Below are 13,147 nucleotides of genomic sequence, written 5' to 3'. Positions count from 1 at the left end.
TTTATTATGTTAGCTTAACGGGGCCTTAGGTTTACTAAGGGAAACATAAAAGGATATTATTGTGAAAAAATTATCACTTAAAGTTGCAAAATTAAAAAACCTATCGACTGATAAGCAAATTCCAAAAGCACAAACGCCTTACATTGGAGGTGGAACAGGTGTGGTAAGGGATCCAATTACAGATAACTGTACTAAAATTTGTACTTCAGCATGTAGCTGGCGTGGCTGTAATTAACTAACCTACCTAACAAAGTAAAATGCCTCAATAATGAGGCATTTTTAGTGAAGTTCTAACCACTTATTAACTCCATCATGGCCGCTATAAAGCCTTCTTGCTTGATTATTTGGTACTTTTGGCACGTATCTGGGTTTTTCAAATCGTGACATAGGTATAGTGTATTGCGCTCAAGTGCTGGCTTTGGGTGTAAATTTGAGTCAAATAGCACAGCATCAATACCTGGAAGACCAGACCAATATACACTACTAGCCACAAGGCCTAATTTCTCATAAGTAATCAGTTGTGGTTTTGGTAAGACAACGAATAGTATTCCAATGACTGCAAGTGCTATCCACTTACCTTTTCCCTTAGGTCTATCATTATCTGTAGCAGTTTGTGCTTGCTGTGCTTGTGCGGTTTGCTGAGCCTTCATCGCTGCAATTTGTTGTGGCGATGGTCGACGGTTTTTTGTTGTACTAGTGCGTTTCTTTTGGTTGGACTGTACTTGACCTAAAAGCGATTGTTTTTTTGATGGTTTTGCCATGCTTTAAGTAGCCTTTTAGTTGCAGGTCTCTATAATGCTTCTATGCTAAGTATAATAGCTTATTTTTACACTACAGCCTACGGGAAAGGACTATGGATCAAAATATCTCTATTTTAATCGTCGATGATGTAGGGACAGTTCGCAGCTTTTTACATCAAACCTTAATGCACTTAGGCATTGATCATGTAAGAGAAGCCTCCACTGCAACGCAGTGTGTAAAGTTATGTGAAGAGCAACATTTTGATATTGTCTTTCTAGATATTGAGCTGCCCGATGGTGATGGTAAAGAGTTAATTGCAACCCTAAATGAAATAAACCCGAATATTAATGTCGTTATGGTGTCGGCACACTCAACGGTAGACAATGTTAAAGATGCTATTGAGCGTGGTGCTAAAGGTTTTGTTGTTAAACCATTTTCGCCAAAGAAAATCGCGGCTATGCTGAAGAAGTTTTACCCAGATTTAGAATTGGTTTAAAACGGCACTGATTTTATCTTTTGATACCAAAGTATATAAATTATAGACATAAAAAAACCGACATAATGTCGGTTTTTTCAATCCAGCAACAAATTAAAGTGCTTTGATCTTAGCAACTAAACGGCTCTTATGACGAGCAGCTTTGTTTTTGTGGATTAGACCTTTAGTTGCGTAACGGTCTAGGATAGGTGCAGCAACAGCGAATGCTTGAGTTGCAGCTTCTTTATCACCAGCTTCAATTGCAGCGATTACTTTTTTGAAGTATGTACGCATCATTGAACGACGGCTTGCGTTGTGCTTACGACGCTTTTCGCTAGTGATAGCGCGTTTTTTTGCAGACTTGATGTTAGCCAAGGTTTGCTCCTAACAATCTTAAAATAAGCTTAATTTAAAGGCCGAGGAATATGCCTGTTTTAATCGCAAAAGTCAATATAAATTAACAAGCGCGGCCTAATGTTCAACACCCAAGACTCGACTTGGGCTATTCTCAATTCTTAACCTGTACAAATCAAAACGTTGCTATGCGACATTTTTACTTCTATAGCAGGCAAGTAAACCCGTAATATCCCAAGTTGCACTAATAATTTGCAAAGCGTAGCTTCACAAAGTGCCTTGAAAATCTCAGGTCTGAACCAAAGTAAACAGTCAAATTTCACGAGGTGAAACAGGCCTACCAAGGTTAATGGCGCGTATTGTATCAAAGCTGACAGGGCACGCCTAGTGCTAAATGCACAACGACTGTGGCATAATCTGCCGCGATTCACTGAATTTAGGAGTTAAGGTGGCAAAAGGGTTATTTAAATCGGGTATGATTGTCAGTGCCATGACTATGATTTCGCGGGTTCTGGGGCTCGTTCGAGATGCCGTCGTGGCAAACCTATTGGGCGCAGGATTGGCCGCAGATGTCTTTTTATTCGCCAACCGGATCCCTAATTTTTTACGTAGGTTATTTGCAGAAGGCGCGTTTGCTCAGGCGTTTGTTCCTGTACTTTCAGAAATTAAAGAAAAGCATGGAGACGATAGAGTAAGGTTATTCGTTGCACAAGCTGCTGGGACACTCGGGACCGTATTGCTTATTATTACTATTTTAGGGGTGATTGGCTCACCTGTGATCGCCGCATTATTTGGCACTAGCTGGTTTATTGACTGGTGGCAAGGTGGTGCAGATGCCGAAAAATTTGTGCTTGCAAGCGCACTATTAAAGCTCACCTTTCCTTACCTATTTTTTGTTTCATTAGTTGCACTTAGCGGGGCGGTACTGAATGTTTATAATCGCTTTGCGGCAGCGGCCTTTACGCCAGTTTTACTCAATGTGTCGATTATCGGCTGTGCTATTTTTCTCCATGATAAATTTGCACAAGGTGCGTACGCTCTAGCACTCGGTGTATTTATTGGTGGTATTGTTCAGCTATTATTCCAGATCCCATTTTTGTTGCGCTTAAAAGTCTTGAGTCGCCCTCAATTTGCATGGCGAAGCCCTGAAATAACCAAAGTCAGAACATTAATGATCCCTGCATTATTTGGTGTTTCTGTTAGTCAAATTAACTTACTACTGGACACCGTCATTGCTTCTTTTCTCGTGACGGGATCGATTGCTTGGCTTTATTATTCAGACAGATTAATTGAATTTCCACTCGGCCTATTTGGTATCGGTATTGCGACCGTGATACTGCCTGCACTTTCTAAATTACATGCAGGAGAAAAAAGTGAAGACTTTCAGAAAACACTAGACTGGGGTGTACGTTTTGTCATCTTCTTGGGATTACCAGCGATGCTAGGGCTGATGGTGACAAGCCCACTTATCATTTCAGTATTATTTGGCCATGGTGAGTTTGTTTCTCAAAATGCAGACAATATAAACAAGGTAAGCTTAGGGGTAGCCGCATATTCCGTTGGCTTATTAAGCTTTATGTTGATTAAAGTACTGGCACCGGGCTTTTACGCTAGACAAGATACTAAAACGCCTGTTCGTATTGGTATTATTACTATGGCACTCAATATGGTTTTCAATCTTATCTTAGCGCCTTTTATTGGTTATCTAGGCCTTGCATTGGCAACTTCATTGTCAGCGTCTTGTAATGCGTTTTTACTTTATCGTCAGCTGTCACATCAAGGTGTGTATCAGCTAAGCGCATTTTCTCTTGGTTTTACTGCCAAATGCTTTGTTTCAGCGGTCTCGATGGCTGCATGCGTATACTTTCTAGGCGCCCGCTTTGAATGGCTAGAGTGGGGACTGATGGAGCAGGTGCTATTACTTTGCGGATTATTAGTAACTGCGATGGTGAGCTATTTTAGTTTACTATTTATACTAGGGGTAAGATTGAGCACAATCCGAGATGCTTGATTCGCATTTTTAAGCAACTTGGGTATAATCGGGCTCTTTGATATTTGCTGCACAAAGGCACGGCACTATGCAACTAATCCGAGGGATCCATAATATTCGACCACATCATTTTGGTTGTGTGTTGACGATTGGAAACTTTGACGGGGTTCATCTTGGACATGTAGAGGTTTTGAAGGGGCTGATTAGCGACGCAAAACACTATCAACTTCCAAGCACAGTGATGTTATTTGAGCCGCAGCCCTTGGAGTTTTTTGCCAAAGATAAAGCACCGGCTAGGCTGACGCGATTACGTGATAAACTAGTCCTGTTGCAAGAGCTTGGTATAGAGCGAGTCATTTGCGTCAACTTTAATCGCAAATTTGCCTCGCAAGATGCAGAGCAATTTATCAAAGAAGTCCTAGTGACAAAGCTTGGAACCAAGGCGCTCACGGTCGGCGATGACTTTCGTTTTGGTCGTGAACGTGCTGGTGATTTTGCAATGCTAAAGCAAGTAGGCGAACCGCTAGGTATGCAAGTAAAAGACACTGCAAGTTTTCGCAAGCAAGATTGTCGTGTGAGTAGCACGTTGATCCGCACGGCGCTGGCTGCTGGTGATTTGCGTCAAGCACATGATATGTTGGGCCATACTTATGCCATTTCAGGCCGTGTTATTCACGGTTGGAAGAAAGGCAGAGAGCTTGGTTTCCACACTGCAAATATTGCGTTAAAGCGCCAAGTGAGCCCTGTGCGCGGTGTGTATGCGGTCAAAGCGACTGTGAATCACAAAACACATTATGGCGTAGCGAATGTTGGCACTAAGCCAACGCTAAACGGAACGAAAGCCCTTTTAGAGGTGCATCTGTTTAATTTTAATGAGACCATCTACGGTCAGTTTATGAAAGTGGAGCTAATTAAAAAGCTTCGCGATGAGCAAAAATTCGAAACATTGTCGCAGTTAACAGAACAAATCAGTCGTGATGTTAGCAATGCAAAACAGTGTTTTTCTTTAACGTAGCCGATACGGAAAGTAGGATAAATGAGCGACTACAAACATACTTTAAATCTACCGGAAACTGAGTTTCCGATGCGTGGTAATTTGGCGCAACGCGAACCAAAGATGCTGAAAAAATGGTATGAAGAAGACCTATACGGTCAAATTCGCATTGCGAAAAAAGGTAAAAAGCCATTTATTTTGCATGACGGTCCTCCGTATGCAAATGGTGATATTCACCTAGGTCACTCAGTAAACAAAATCCTAAAAGATATTATTATCAAGTCAAAAACGCTTTCTGATTTTGATGCGCCTTATGTACCAGGTTGGGACTGTCATGGTCTTCCAATTGAGCTACAGGTGGAAAAGAAAGTAGGCAAACCAGGTAAGAAAGTATCGGCTGCTGAATTCCGTGAAAAGTGCCGCGACTATGCTAAAAAGCAAGTTGATGGTCAAAAAACAGATTTCAAACGCCTTGGTGTGTTAGGTGACTGGGATAAGCCATACTTAACCATGAACTTTGATTTTGAAGCCAATGCTATTCGTGTGCTTGGTCGTATTATCAAAAATGGTCACCTGCACAAAGGTGCAAAGCCAGTTCACTGGTGTACGGATTGTGGTTCAGCACTTGCAGAAGCAGAGGTTGAATACCAAGACAAACAATCGCCGGCAATCGACGTAAAATTTGTCTTTGCTGATCAAGCGGCAATCATTAGTGCGTTTGGTTTGGCCGAAGGCCATGAGGGCAAAGGCGAAGTAAGTACCGCAATTTGGACTACAACGCCTTGGACATTACCAGCAAACCGCGCTGTGGCAGTACACGGTGCGCTAGAGTATGCGCTGGTACAAATTGAAGATGAAGGTCAAGAGCAGCGTATTGTGCTTGGTTCTGAATTAGTCAAAGACGCTGTTGATCGCTTTGGATTCAAGCACTTCCACGTACTAGGTTACGCGAAAGGCGCTGCGCTTGAGAATCTGCGCGTTGCACACCCATTCTTAGATTTCGATGTGCCTGTTATTTTAGGTGAGCACGTAACAACAGACTCAGGTACTGGTATCGTTCACACTGCACCTGGTCACGGTCAAGAAGACTTTGCAGCGGGTCAAGCTTACGGTCTAGAGGTTGCAAACCCGGTTGGTGCAAATGGTGTTTATCTACCAGATACACCGATTTTTGCAGGTCAGCACGTATTTAAAGCAAATGACAGCATCATTGAGTTATTAACTGAGAAAGGCGTATTGTTCCGTCATAAGGCGCTAACGCATAGTTATCCACATTGCTGGCGTCACAAAACTCCTATTATTTTCCGTGCGACGCCACAATGGTTCGTCAGCATGGATCAGGCTAACCTTCGCACTGATTCACTGAATGAAATCAAAAAGACAGAATGGTTGCCTGAGTGGGGTGAAAGCCGCATCGCAAACATGGTTGAAGGTCGCCCTGACTGGTGTATTTCACGTCAGCGTACTTGGGGTGTGCCAATCGCGTTATTTGTTGATAAAGACACCGGCAGCCTACATCCTGAAACGGAAGCCCTTATCGAAGCCGTTGCTAAATTAGTGGAAGAAAAGGGTATTCAGGCGTGGTACGACTTAGAGCCTAGCGCGCTATTAAGTGAAGCTGATGCTCAACAGTACGTAAAAGTACAAGACACACTAGACGTATGGTTTGACTCAGGTGTAACACATGCGTGTGTTGTTGATGCGCGAGAAGAATTAACAGGTCCTGCAGATCTTTACCTTGAAGGCTCGGATCAGCACCGTGGTTGGTTTATGTCATCAATGATGACTTCAGTTGCTATCAATGGCCATGCACCTTACAAGCAAGTGTTAACGCATGGCTTCACGGTCGATGAAAAAGGCCATAAGATGTCTAAATCATTAGGCAACGTGATCTCGCCGCAAGACATCATGAACAAGCTAGGCGCAGATATTTTACGCCTATGGGTAGCTTCTACCGATTACACGGCGGAAATGACCGTGTCTGATGAAATCTTTAAGCGCTCAGCTGACCGTTATCGTCGTATTCGTAACACAAGTCGTTACCTACTTGCGAACCTAAGCGGCTTTGATCCAAAAACGGATTTAGTAGCAATTGAAGATATGGTTGAGCTAGATCGCTGGATTGTAGCGCGCGCTGCACAGCTACAAACTGAGATCAAAACAGCGTACGACAAGTATCAAATGCTTCAAGTAACACAGAAGCTTATGAACTTCTGTACTGGTGAATTGGGCTCGTTCTATCTAGACGTCATCAAAGACCGTCAGTACACGGCGAAAAGTGATAGCCATGCGCGTCGTTCTTGTCAATCCGCGCTTTATCATATCGCCGAAGCGATGACACGTTGGATGGCACCTATCATGAGCTTTACTGCACAAGAAATCTGGGAAGTATTACCAGGTGAGCGTGGCCAGTTTGTATTCACGGATACTTGGTATGATGCAATTGAAGGGGCGACAGAAGGCTCGTTGAATAACGAGTACTGGCAGAACTTACTCGCGGTACGTGATGAAGTAAACCGTGTGCTTGAGAATGCACGTAAAGAAGAAGTGATCGGTGCAACGCTACAGGCTGAAGTAACGCTATATACAGGCGGGGATTTAGCTGAGCAGCTCAATGCTATCGGTGACGAATTACGCTTCGTATTACTAACTTCGAAGGCAACGGTAGAAGTAGTCAACAGCAAACCAGAAAATGCAGTTTCATCAGAAATTGATGGTTTATACATTAGTGTAGCGGCAACATCGGCTAAAAAGTGTGATCGTTGTTGGCACTATACCGACGACGTAGGTACGGATGAGCAACATGCAGACATCTGTGGCCGTTGTATTAGTAACGTTGAAGGTGACGGCGAGCAGCGTCAATTCGCCTAGGAGTAAAACGTGACACAAACTACACAGAAAAGTGGTCTGGTGTGGTTGTGGCTTAGTCTACTGCTTTTTGCAGTAGACTACTTCACCAAAGCACTGGTTATGGCTGAAATGGAACTCTATGAATCCATTGATATTTTTCCTATATTCAATCTCACCTATATGCATAACTATGGTGCGGCTTTTAGCTTCCTAAGTGAAGCTGGTGGCTGGCAGCGTTACTTTTTAAGTGGCATTGCCGTGGCGATTAGCACTTTACTGATTTTTTGGCTACGTAAATTGCCCGCATCAAATTGGAAGTTGGGATTGGCCTACGCGCTGGTATTAGGTGGTGCTGTAGGAAATTTATACGACCGTATCATTCATGGTTATGTGATTGATTTCCTTCATTTCTATTATCAAGACTGGCATTATCCAGCGTTTAATGTGGCAGACATGGCGATTGTCGGCGGTGCTGCACTATTAATTTTCGATGCCTTTACCAGTGGCGATAAACCACAGGAGAAAAATGCGTGAGTGAGCAACTAATTGGAGCAAAGTCTGAAGTCTTGTTCCATTTTTCAATCAAGTTATCAGACGGTTCAGCAGCAGATTCTACCAAAGTTCATAATAAACCCGCTAAGTTGTTTATGGGTGATGGCAGCCTGACGGAAAATTTTGAAAAGTGTTTGCTTGGATTAAAAGCGGGCGATGAGAAATCTTTTGAGCTAGAGCCAGAAGACGCGTTTGGACAACCAAATCCTGATAATATCTATTATGTTGACAGAAGCAAGTTCGGCGCAGAAACACCTGCTCAAGTAGGTAGTATTATTGCATTTACGCAACCTGATGGTACTGACTTACCTGGATTGATCCGAGAAGTAGCTGGCGACTCGGTAACTGTCGATTTCAATCACCCGCTTGCAGGCCAAAAAGTAACGTTTGAAGTTGAAATTCTTGAGGTAAATAACTAATGGATATCTTGCTGGCAAACCCGAGAGGATTCTGTGCAGGTGTAGATAGAGCGATCAGCATTGTTGAGCGTGCACTCGATATTTTCGAAGCGCCTATTTACGTTCGCCATGAAGTTGTTCATAACAAATATGTTGTTGATGGTCTGAAGTCTCGTGGTGCGGTATTCGTTGAAGAGCTAAATGAAGTGCCAGACGACAGTATTGTTATTTTCAGCGCGCATGGTGTTTCTCAGCAAGTACGCAATGAAGCGAAGCGCCGAGAGTTAAAAGTCTTTGATGCAACTTGTCCGTTAGTGACAAAGGTGCATATGGAAGTGACGCGTGCTAGCCGCAGAGGTACTGAGTGTATTTTGATTGGGCACCATGGGCACCCTGAAGTTGAGGGTACTATGGGCCAGTATGACAATCCGAACGGTGGTATTTATCTCGTTGAAAAACCAGAGGATGTAGCAATACTCGAAGTGAAAGATGCTGACAATGTGTTCTATTGCAGTCAAACGACGTTATCGGTAGATGACACTGCGGATGTAATTGACGCGCTGCGTAGCAAGTTTCCGAACATCAGTGGTCCTCGAAAAGATGATATCTGTTATGCCACGCAAAACCGCCAAGATGCGGTTCGCGACTTAGCGGACAAAGTTGAGTTATTGCTTGTGGTGGGTGCGAAAAATAGTTCTAATTCTAACCGCTTAAGAGAACTTGCGGATAAAATGGGAACTAAGGCATTTCTCATCGATGATGCCTCTTCCATCGAAGAAACTTGGTTCGATGGGGTTGCAAAGGTTGGTGTAACTGCCGGCGCATCTGCACCTGAAGTGCTGGTTCAACAGGTTATCTCTCGACTTAAAGAGCTTGGTGGGGAAACGGTAGTTGAGAACCCTGGGCAAGAAGAAAATGTCGTGTTTGCCGTACCTGTAGAACTCAGATAAGAGAGTTAGCACGATGACACCGCGTATCAGGTTGTTGTCTGCACTATTGAGTGAGCGAGGTGTGCTAGCATTGCTAGTTGCCTCGCAAATCCTAGCCTTTTTATATACGCTGATTGCCGCGACAGCGTTTTGGCAATCCCTTGGATTAACCAGCTTATTTATTCATTTCACTGCCTTTTTATCACTTGCAGTGATAGCGATTGTGCGCCACGCTGTTGAGAAGCGCTCAGATCTAGTTGAAGCTGGTATTCTCATTTCTGTCTTCGTGCTTTGTACTGTTGTCACTAGTACGGCTTTTCCCTATGGTTTTACACTGCTCGGTTGGATTGATGAAGCAAAAATTGAATTGAGCTTATGGCGTAACATCGCAATATGTCTTTGCATTATCACGCTTTTCGCGCATTTCTTAGCTATCTTTACCGATAATATTCGTAAGGTGAAAGCACTATCTCAAGCGGAGCTTGAAGCGTTACATGCGAGAATTCGGCCGCACTTTTTATATAATTCACTCAATACCGTGGCCGAATTGACTCATATCGATCCAAATGCAGCAGAAAAGTCAGCATTAGCCCTTGCCGATTTATCTCGTGCTGCGATGTCCACACAAAATATTGTTCCGCTGGAAAGTGAAATATCTTTATGCAAAGCGTATTTAGCACTTGAGCAGTGGCGCTTTGCAGAGCGTTTGAGGGTAGAGTGGGAGTTAGACAATGTCTTGGGAGATGTTTTGATCCCTGCGTTGATATTGCAGCCATTGGTGGAGAACGCGGTTAGTCATGGGGTAGAGCCAAACCCAAATGGAGCGGATATTCGTATCCATATTCACTGCAGTAAACGCACCTTAACGGTGGTAATTTTTAACAGCTATGACGCAAAATTAAAGCCGACGCACCAAGGGCATGGCATTGGGATAAGCAACATCAGACGCCGCTTGGCTTTACACTACAATCAGCCCATTGATTTTAAAACCGAAGCCAGTCAAGATAGCTATACTGTCAGTTTTTCGCTACCGCTATGAAAACAGTAATATCTTACCTTATTGTGGATGATGAGCCGTTGGCAAGAGCTCGCGTTAAACGATTAATGCAAAAGCATGTAGGCTTTCGTTGTATCGGTGAAGTTGACTGCGCGGGCAGTGTGAAAGCGCTGCTAAATCAGGAGCCTGTGCAGCTAATTTTTCTTGATATTTCGATGCCGGGTCAGTCAGGTGTTGAGCTTGCGAGCCAACTACGCTTGCAATTTCCGAGGATGAAAATCGTGTTTCTAACGGCGCATCCGGAATATGCGTTAGAAGCATTTGAGCTGCACGCCAATGGTTATCTAGTGAAGCCACTAGATAGTGATAAGCTAGATGCTTTATTGACTACTATCTTTCCGAGTATGGAGACGCTCAGCTATTACGTTGGCAGTGAGTTGCGTTACGTTCAGGTTTCGGATGTTATTGTTGCCGAGGCAGATGAAAAATATACGCGAGTAACCTTGAATTCTAGCCTACAAGCATTAATTGACATGTCACTCAAGTCACTGTTAGATAAGTTTCCAACACATTTCATTCAAATCCATCGCAGTACATTAGTTAAGCGAACAGAAATTTCTGCTTTAGAACTACATGAACAAAAGCACTACGTTTGCCTCAAGTCGCTGCCCAATCGCTATGAAGTTAGCCGTAGAGCTTACACCCAACTAAAAACATTATTTTGAGTGTTAAGCGGTGAATAAACCGTTTATCGCCTCAATAGACCTTTCATACTATCCCATATTGAGTTTCAAAGACGACGGCTTACACTGAGGCTAGGACAATTGAATTCTGGTTGAGATATGCATACTTCGCTAAAGCAACATGGCTTCACACTGTTAGAAGTGCTTATTGCGTTTATGATTTTAAGCTTTGGACTGCTTGGTGCGGTGGCATTACAAGCAAAAGCGAAACAAGCAAGTTTTGATTCTATGCAACGAGCCGCTGCGGTAGAGCTTGCCAGTGACATCATGCACAGAATAAGAACAAATGATGCGGCAAATATCACCACACTTTACGATGTTGACTTTAATAGCACCGAAGACGTACAGGCAAACACTACGTGTTATACACAGCGCTGTAATGCAGAAACGCTTGCGAAAACAGATATTGCTAATTGGCGTCAAGCGATAAGAGCAAGGGAAAATACAGGTTCGTTGGATAACGCGATTGTGTGTATTAATCCAACTGCAGGTGCCACTCCATCTGGAGTAAATGTGCAGGTTATTGTCACTTGGCGAGGGCGTCAGGCAATGACTGCATTGGAAAATAATCCAGCAGCCGGGTGTGGTGTTGAAGACGATAGACGGCGTGCAGTCGTAATGGAAACTTTTGTGTTGATAAGGAGTCAGCCGTGAACAAAATCCGAGGTTTTACATTGTTAGAACTCATGATAGCGATGTTTATCGGCGTATTGTTATTAGGCGGTGTCATTGCAACTTATGTCGGTATGAAAGCGACGACCAACGACACCATGAGTATTGGAGAGCTACAAGAAAAAGGACGTTTAGCGCTTTCCATTATGAGGCGGGATATCGAGCAAGTTGGCTTTTGGGGGACATTTTACGATCAAGGTTTCACGGATGATAATCAAGCCGCTCCAGCTAACCCTGGAAGTGACTGCTCTGGCGGGATAAACAATGGTAGCTTTCCGAACAATCAGCCTGCTAATTTCAGACCTATTTGGGCAACATTCACAACAAATGCAACGGCAATGGGGTGTATAACCAAAGCTCGACCGCAGTCAGAAGTGTTACAGGTGAAGTTTCTGGAAGGGAGTCCTGTAGAGATAACAGGTCTTGTGCCAGACGCAGGTGCTATCCAATCAACTAGGTATTATTTTATTGCACAGCAAGAGCAAGCCGAATTTATTGCAGGTGGCAATGTTGGCAACATGCCAAGCGTGAATGCGACACTTTGGCCATATAGTCACCATGTATATTATGTGAGTGAAGAGCAGCAGGTAATTAATAATCGTACTATTACTATTCCCGTTCTAAGAAGGCAAAGGCTACATGTAAACGGTGGTATGAAGGATGAACTAGTGATCGAAGGCGTTGAACAAATTCGTTTTGTTTTTGGTTTAGATACCAATTTTGACGGCCGAGTGGATAGATATAGAAATACAACAAATATGTCCGATGCTGACTGGGGCGCTACAAGAGGCATCTTATCCCTACAGCTGTTTGTATTGGTAAGGGTGCTAGAATCGGATGTTGACTTTGGGGTACAGTCGCGGTCTTACGTATTAGGTAATGATCCTGATAAAAGGACGTTGACTTATAACGATGCCATTAGACGTACCGTATTTTCAACCACAATATCAATGTACAACATGGGAGGCTCAGCATGGGAAATGTAAAGCAACGGGGTGTAGTACTGATCATGGCGATGGTCATGGTAGTCGCCATAATGGCGGTTGCAGTAACGTTAATGAGTACCAGTGCGTTGGATATAAAAATGACCCATGCCGTCATGGAACGAGAAGAAGCTGAAAGCTTACTCTTTGGTGAAATGCAAAGATTAATTCAGCAAGAGCAGCCGCTTCCTAACAATATTTTTCTGCGTTCAAGGCAGCAGTTAGCGGACGAAGGCACAACAGTACAAACGCCTAATGGCTTACAAGCCACTGTGACTAACCTAAATAACGGTGAGCTAGAGCTGTTTTGTCCACGTCAATATGACTATACCGAGGGGTTTGTGTGCAACATGACGGAAGTCGAAGCCACTGTGGAGTATGGTGATAGGGGACGTCACAACGTCACTATCGTGATGGGAATTGGTCAGGAAATTGTGAGCGTTTCAAATTAACAGCCTTTTTCGAGAAA

Annotated in this window: 15 protein-coding genes; 13 read left to right on the top strand and 2 right to left on the bottom strand. The window is 43.5% G+C overall.

Features of this window, described 5'->3' with window-relative positions; translation table 11 throughout:
• Positions 1–61: 61 nt before the first annotated feature.
• Positions 62–235, top strand: coding sequence for a hypothetical protein (locus tag A587_RS24950; protein WP_017216190.1), 174 nt, complete (start codon positions 62–64; stop codon positions 233–235).
• A gap of 55 nt (positions 236–290) precedes the next feature.
• On the opposite strand, the gene A587_RS0101710 is transcribed toward A587_RS24950, so the two are convergent.
• On the bottom strand, positions 291–761 hold the full coding sequence (locus A587_RS0101710; protein ID WP_017216189.1) for a hypothetical protein: 471 nt from the start codon (positions 759–761) through the stop codon (positions 291–293).
• A 92-nt stretch (positions 762–853) separates the two neighbouring features.
• Between A587_RS0101710 and A587_RS0101705 the strand changes: the two genes are divergently transcribed.
• Entirely contained in the window at positions 854–1,237 is a 384-nt protein-coding gene (locus tag A587_RS0101705; protein WP_017216188.1) for a response regulator, read from the top strand.
• A 93-nt stretch (positions 1,238–1,330) separates the two neighbouring features.
• Here A587_RS0101705 and rpsT read toward each other — a convergent pair whose 3' ends face one another.
• A complete protein-coding gene (rpsT, locus tag A587_RS0101700) occupies positions 1,331–1,591 on the bottom strand; it encodes a 30S ribosomal protein S20 (RefSeq protein ID WP_010370978.1) in 261 nt (86 codons plus the stop codon).
• A gap of 427 nt (positions 1,592–2,018) precedes the next feature.
• Here rpsT and murJ point away from each other — a divergent pair, with 427 nt between their 5' ends.
• The 11 genes from murJ (at position 2,019) to A587_RS0101645 (ending at position 13,130) form a co-directional block, all read left to right on the top strand.
• Positions 2,019–3,581 (top strand): murein biosynthesis integral membrane protein MurJ, encoded by a 1,563-nt coding sequence (gene murJ / locus A587_RS0101695; RefSeq protein ID WP_017216187.1) that lies wholly within the window; start codon positions 2,019–2,021, stop codon positions 3,579–3,581.
• A gap of 67 nt (positions 3,582–3,648) precedes the next feature.
• Entirely contained in the window at positions 3,649–4,575 is a 927-nt protein-coding gene (gene ribF, locus A587_RS0101690; protein ID WP_017216186.1) for a bifunctional riboflavin kinase/FAD synthetase, read from the top strand.
• Between the two features lie 21 nt (positions 4,576–4,596).
• A complete protein-coding gene (gene ileS, locus A587_RS0101685) occupies positions 4,597–7,425 on the top strand; it encodes an isoleucine--tRNA ligase (RefSeq protein WP_017216185.1) in 2,829 nt (942 codons plus the stop codon).
• A 9-nt stretch (positions 7,426–7,434) separates the two neighbouring features.
• Positions 7,435–7,938 (top strand): signal peptidase II, encoded by a 504-nt coding sequence (gene lspA / locus A587_RS0101680; RefSeq protein ID WP_017216184.1) that lies wholly within the window; start codon positions 7,435–7,437, stop codon positions 7,936–7,938.
• Positions 7,935–8,375 (top strand): FKBP-type peptidyl-prolyl cis-trans isomerase, encoded by a 441-nt coding sequence (gene fkpB / locus A587_RS0101675; protein WP_010370993.1) that lies wholly within the window; start codon positions 7,935–7,937, stop codon positions 8,373–8,375. Before lspA ends, fkpB begins: the two co-directional genes overlap by 4 nt.
• Positions 8,375–9,304, top strand: a complete 930-nt coding sequence (gene ispH / locus A587_RS0101670) for a 4-hydroxy-3-methylbut-2-enyl diphosphate reductase (protein ID WP_017216183.1) — start codon at positions 8,375–8,377, stop codon at positions 9,302–9,304. Before fkpB ends, ispH begins: the two co-directional genes overlap by 1 nt.
• 13 nt (positions 9,305–9,317) lie before the next feature.
• Entirely contained in the window at positions 9,318–10,322 is a 1,005-nt protein-coding gene (locus tag A587_RS0101665; protein ID WP_017216182.1) for a sensor histidine kinase, read from the top strand.
• Entirely contained in the window at positions 10,319–11,005 is a 687-nt protein-coding gene (locus A587_RS0101660) for a LytR/AlgR family response regulator transcription factor (protein WP_017216181.1), read from the top strand. The genes A587_RS0101665 and A587_RS0101660 overlap by 4 nt, the downstream gene beginning before the upstream one ends.
• Positions 11,006–11,122: 117 nt before the next feature.
• Positions 11,123–11,677, top strand: coding sequence for a type IV pilus modification protein PilV (pilV, locus tag A587_RS0101655; protein WP_017216180.1), 555 nt, complete (start codon positions 11,123–11,125; stop codon positions 11,675–11,677).
• A complete protein-coding gene (locus A587_RS0101650) occupies positions 11,674–12,681 on the top strand; it encodes a PilW family protein (RefSeq protein WP_017216179.1) in 1,008 nt (335 codons plus the stop codon). The genes pilV and A587_RS0101650 overlap by 4 nt, the downstream gene beginning before the upstream one ends.
• The gene (locus tag A587_RS0101645; RefSeq protein ID WP_017216178.1) at positions 12,669–13,130 is read left to right on the top strand and encodes a hypothetical protein; all 462 of its coding nucleotides are present in this window, start codon (positions 12,669–12,671) and stop codon (positions 13,128–13,130) included. Before A587_RS0101650 ends, A587_RS0101645 begins: the two co-directional genes overlap by 13 nt.
• Positions 13,131–13,147 lie beyond the last annotated feature (17 nt).

The sequence above is a fragment of the Pseudoalteromonas sp. NJ631 genome (assembly GCF_000276645.1).
Lineage (GTDB): Bacteria > Pseudomonadota > Gammaproteobacteria > Enterobacterales > Alteromonadaceae > Pseudoalteromonas > Pseudoalteromonas piscicida.
Note: the sequence above shows the minus strand (reverse complement) of the source record. Positions and strands in the feature narration are given on the sequence as shown.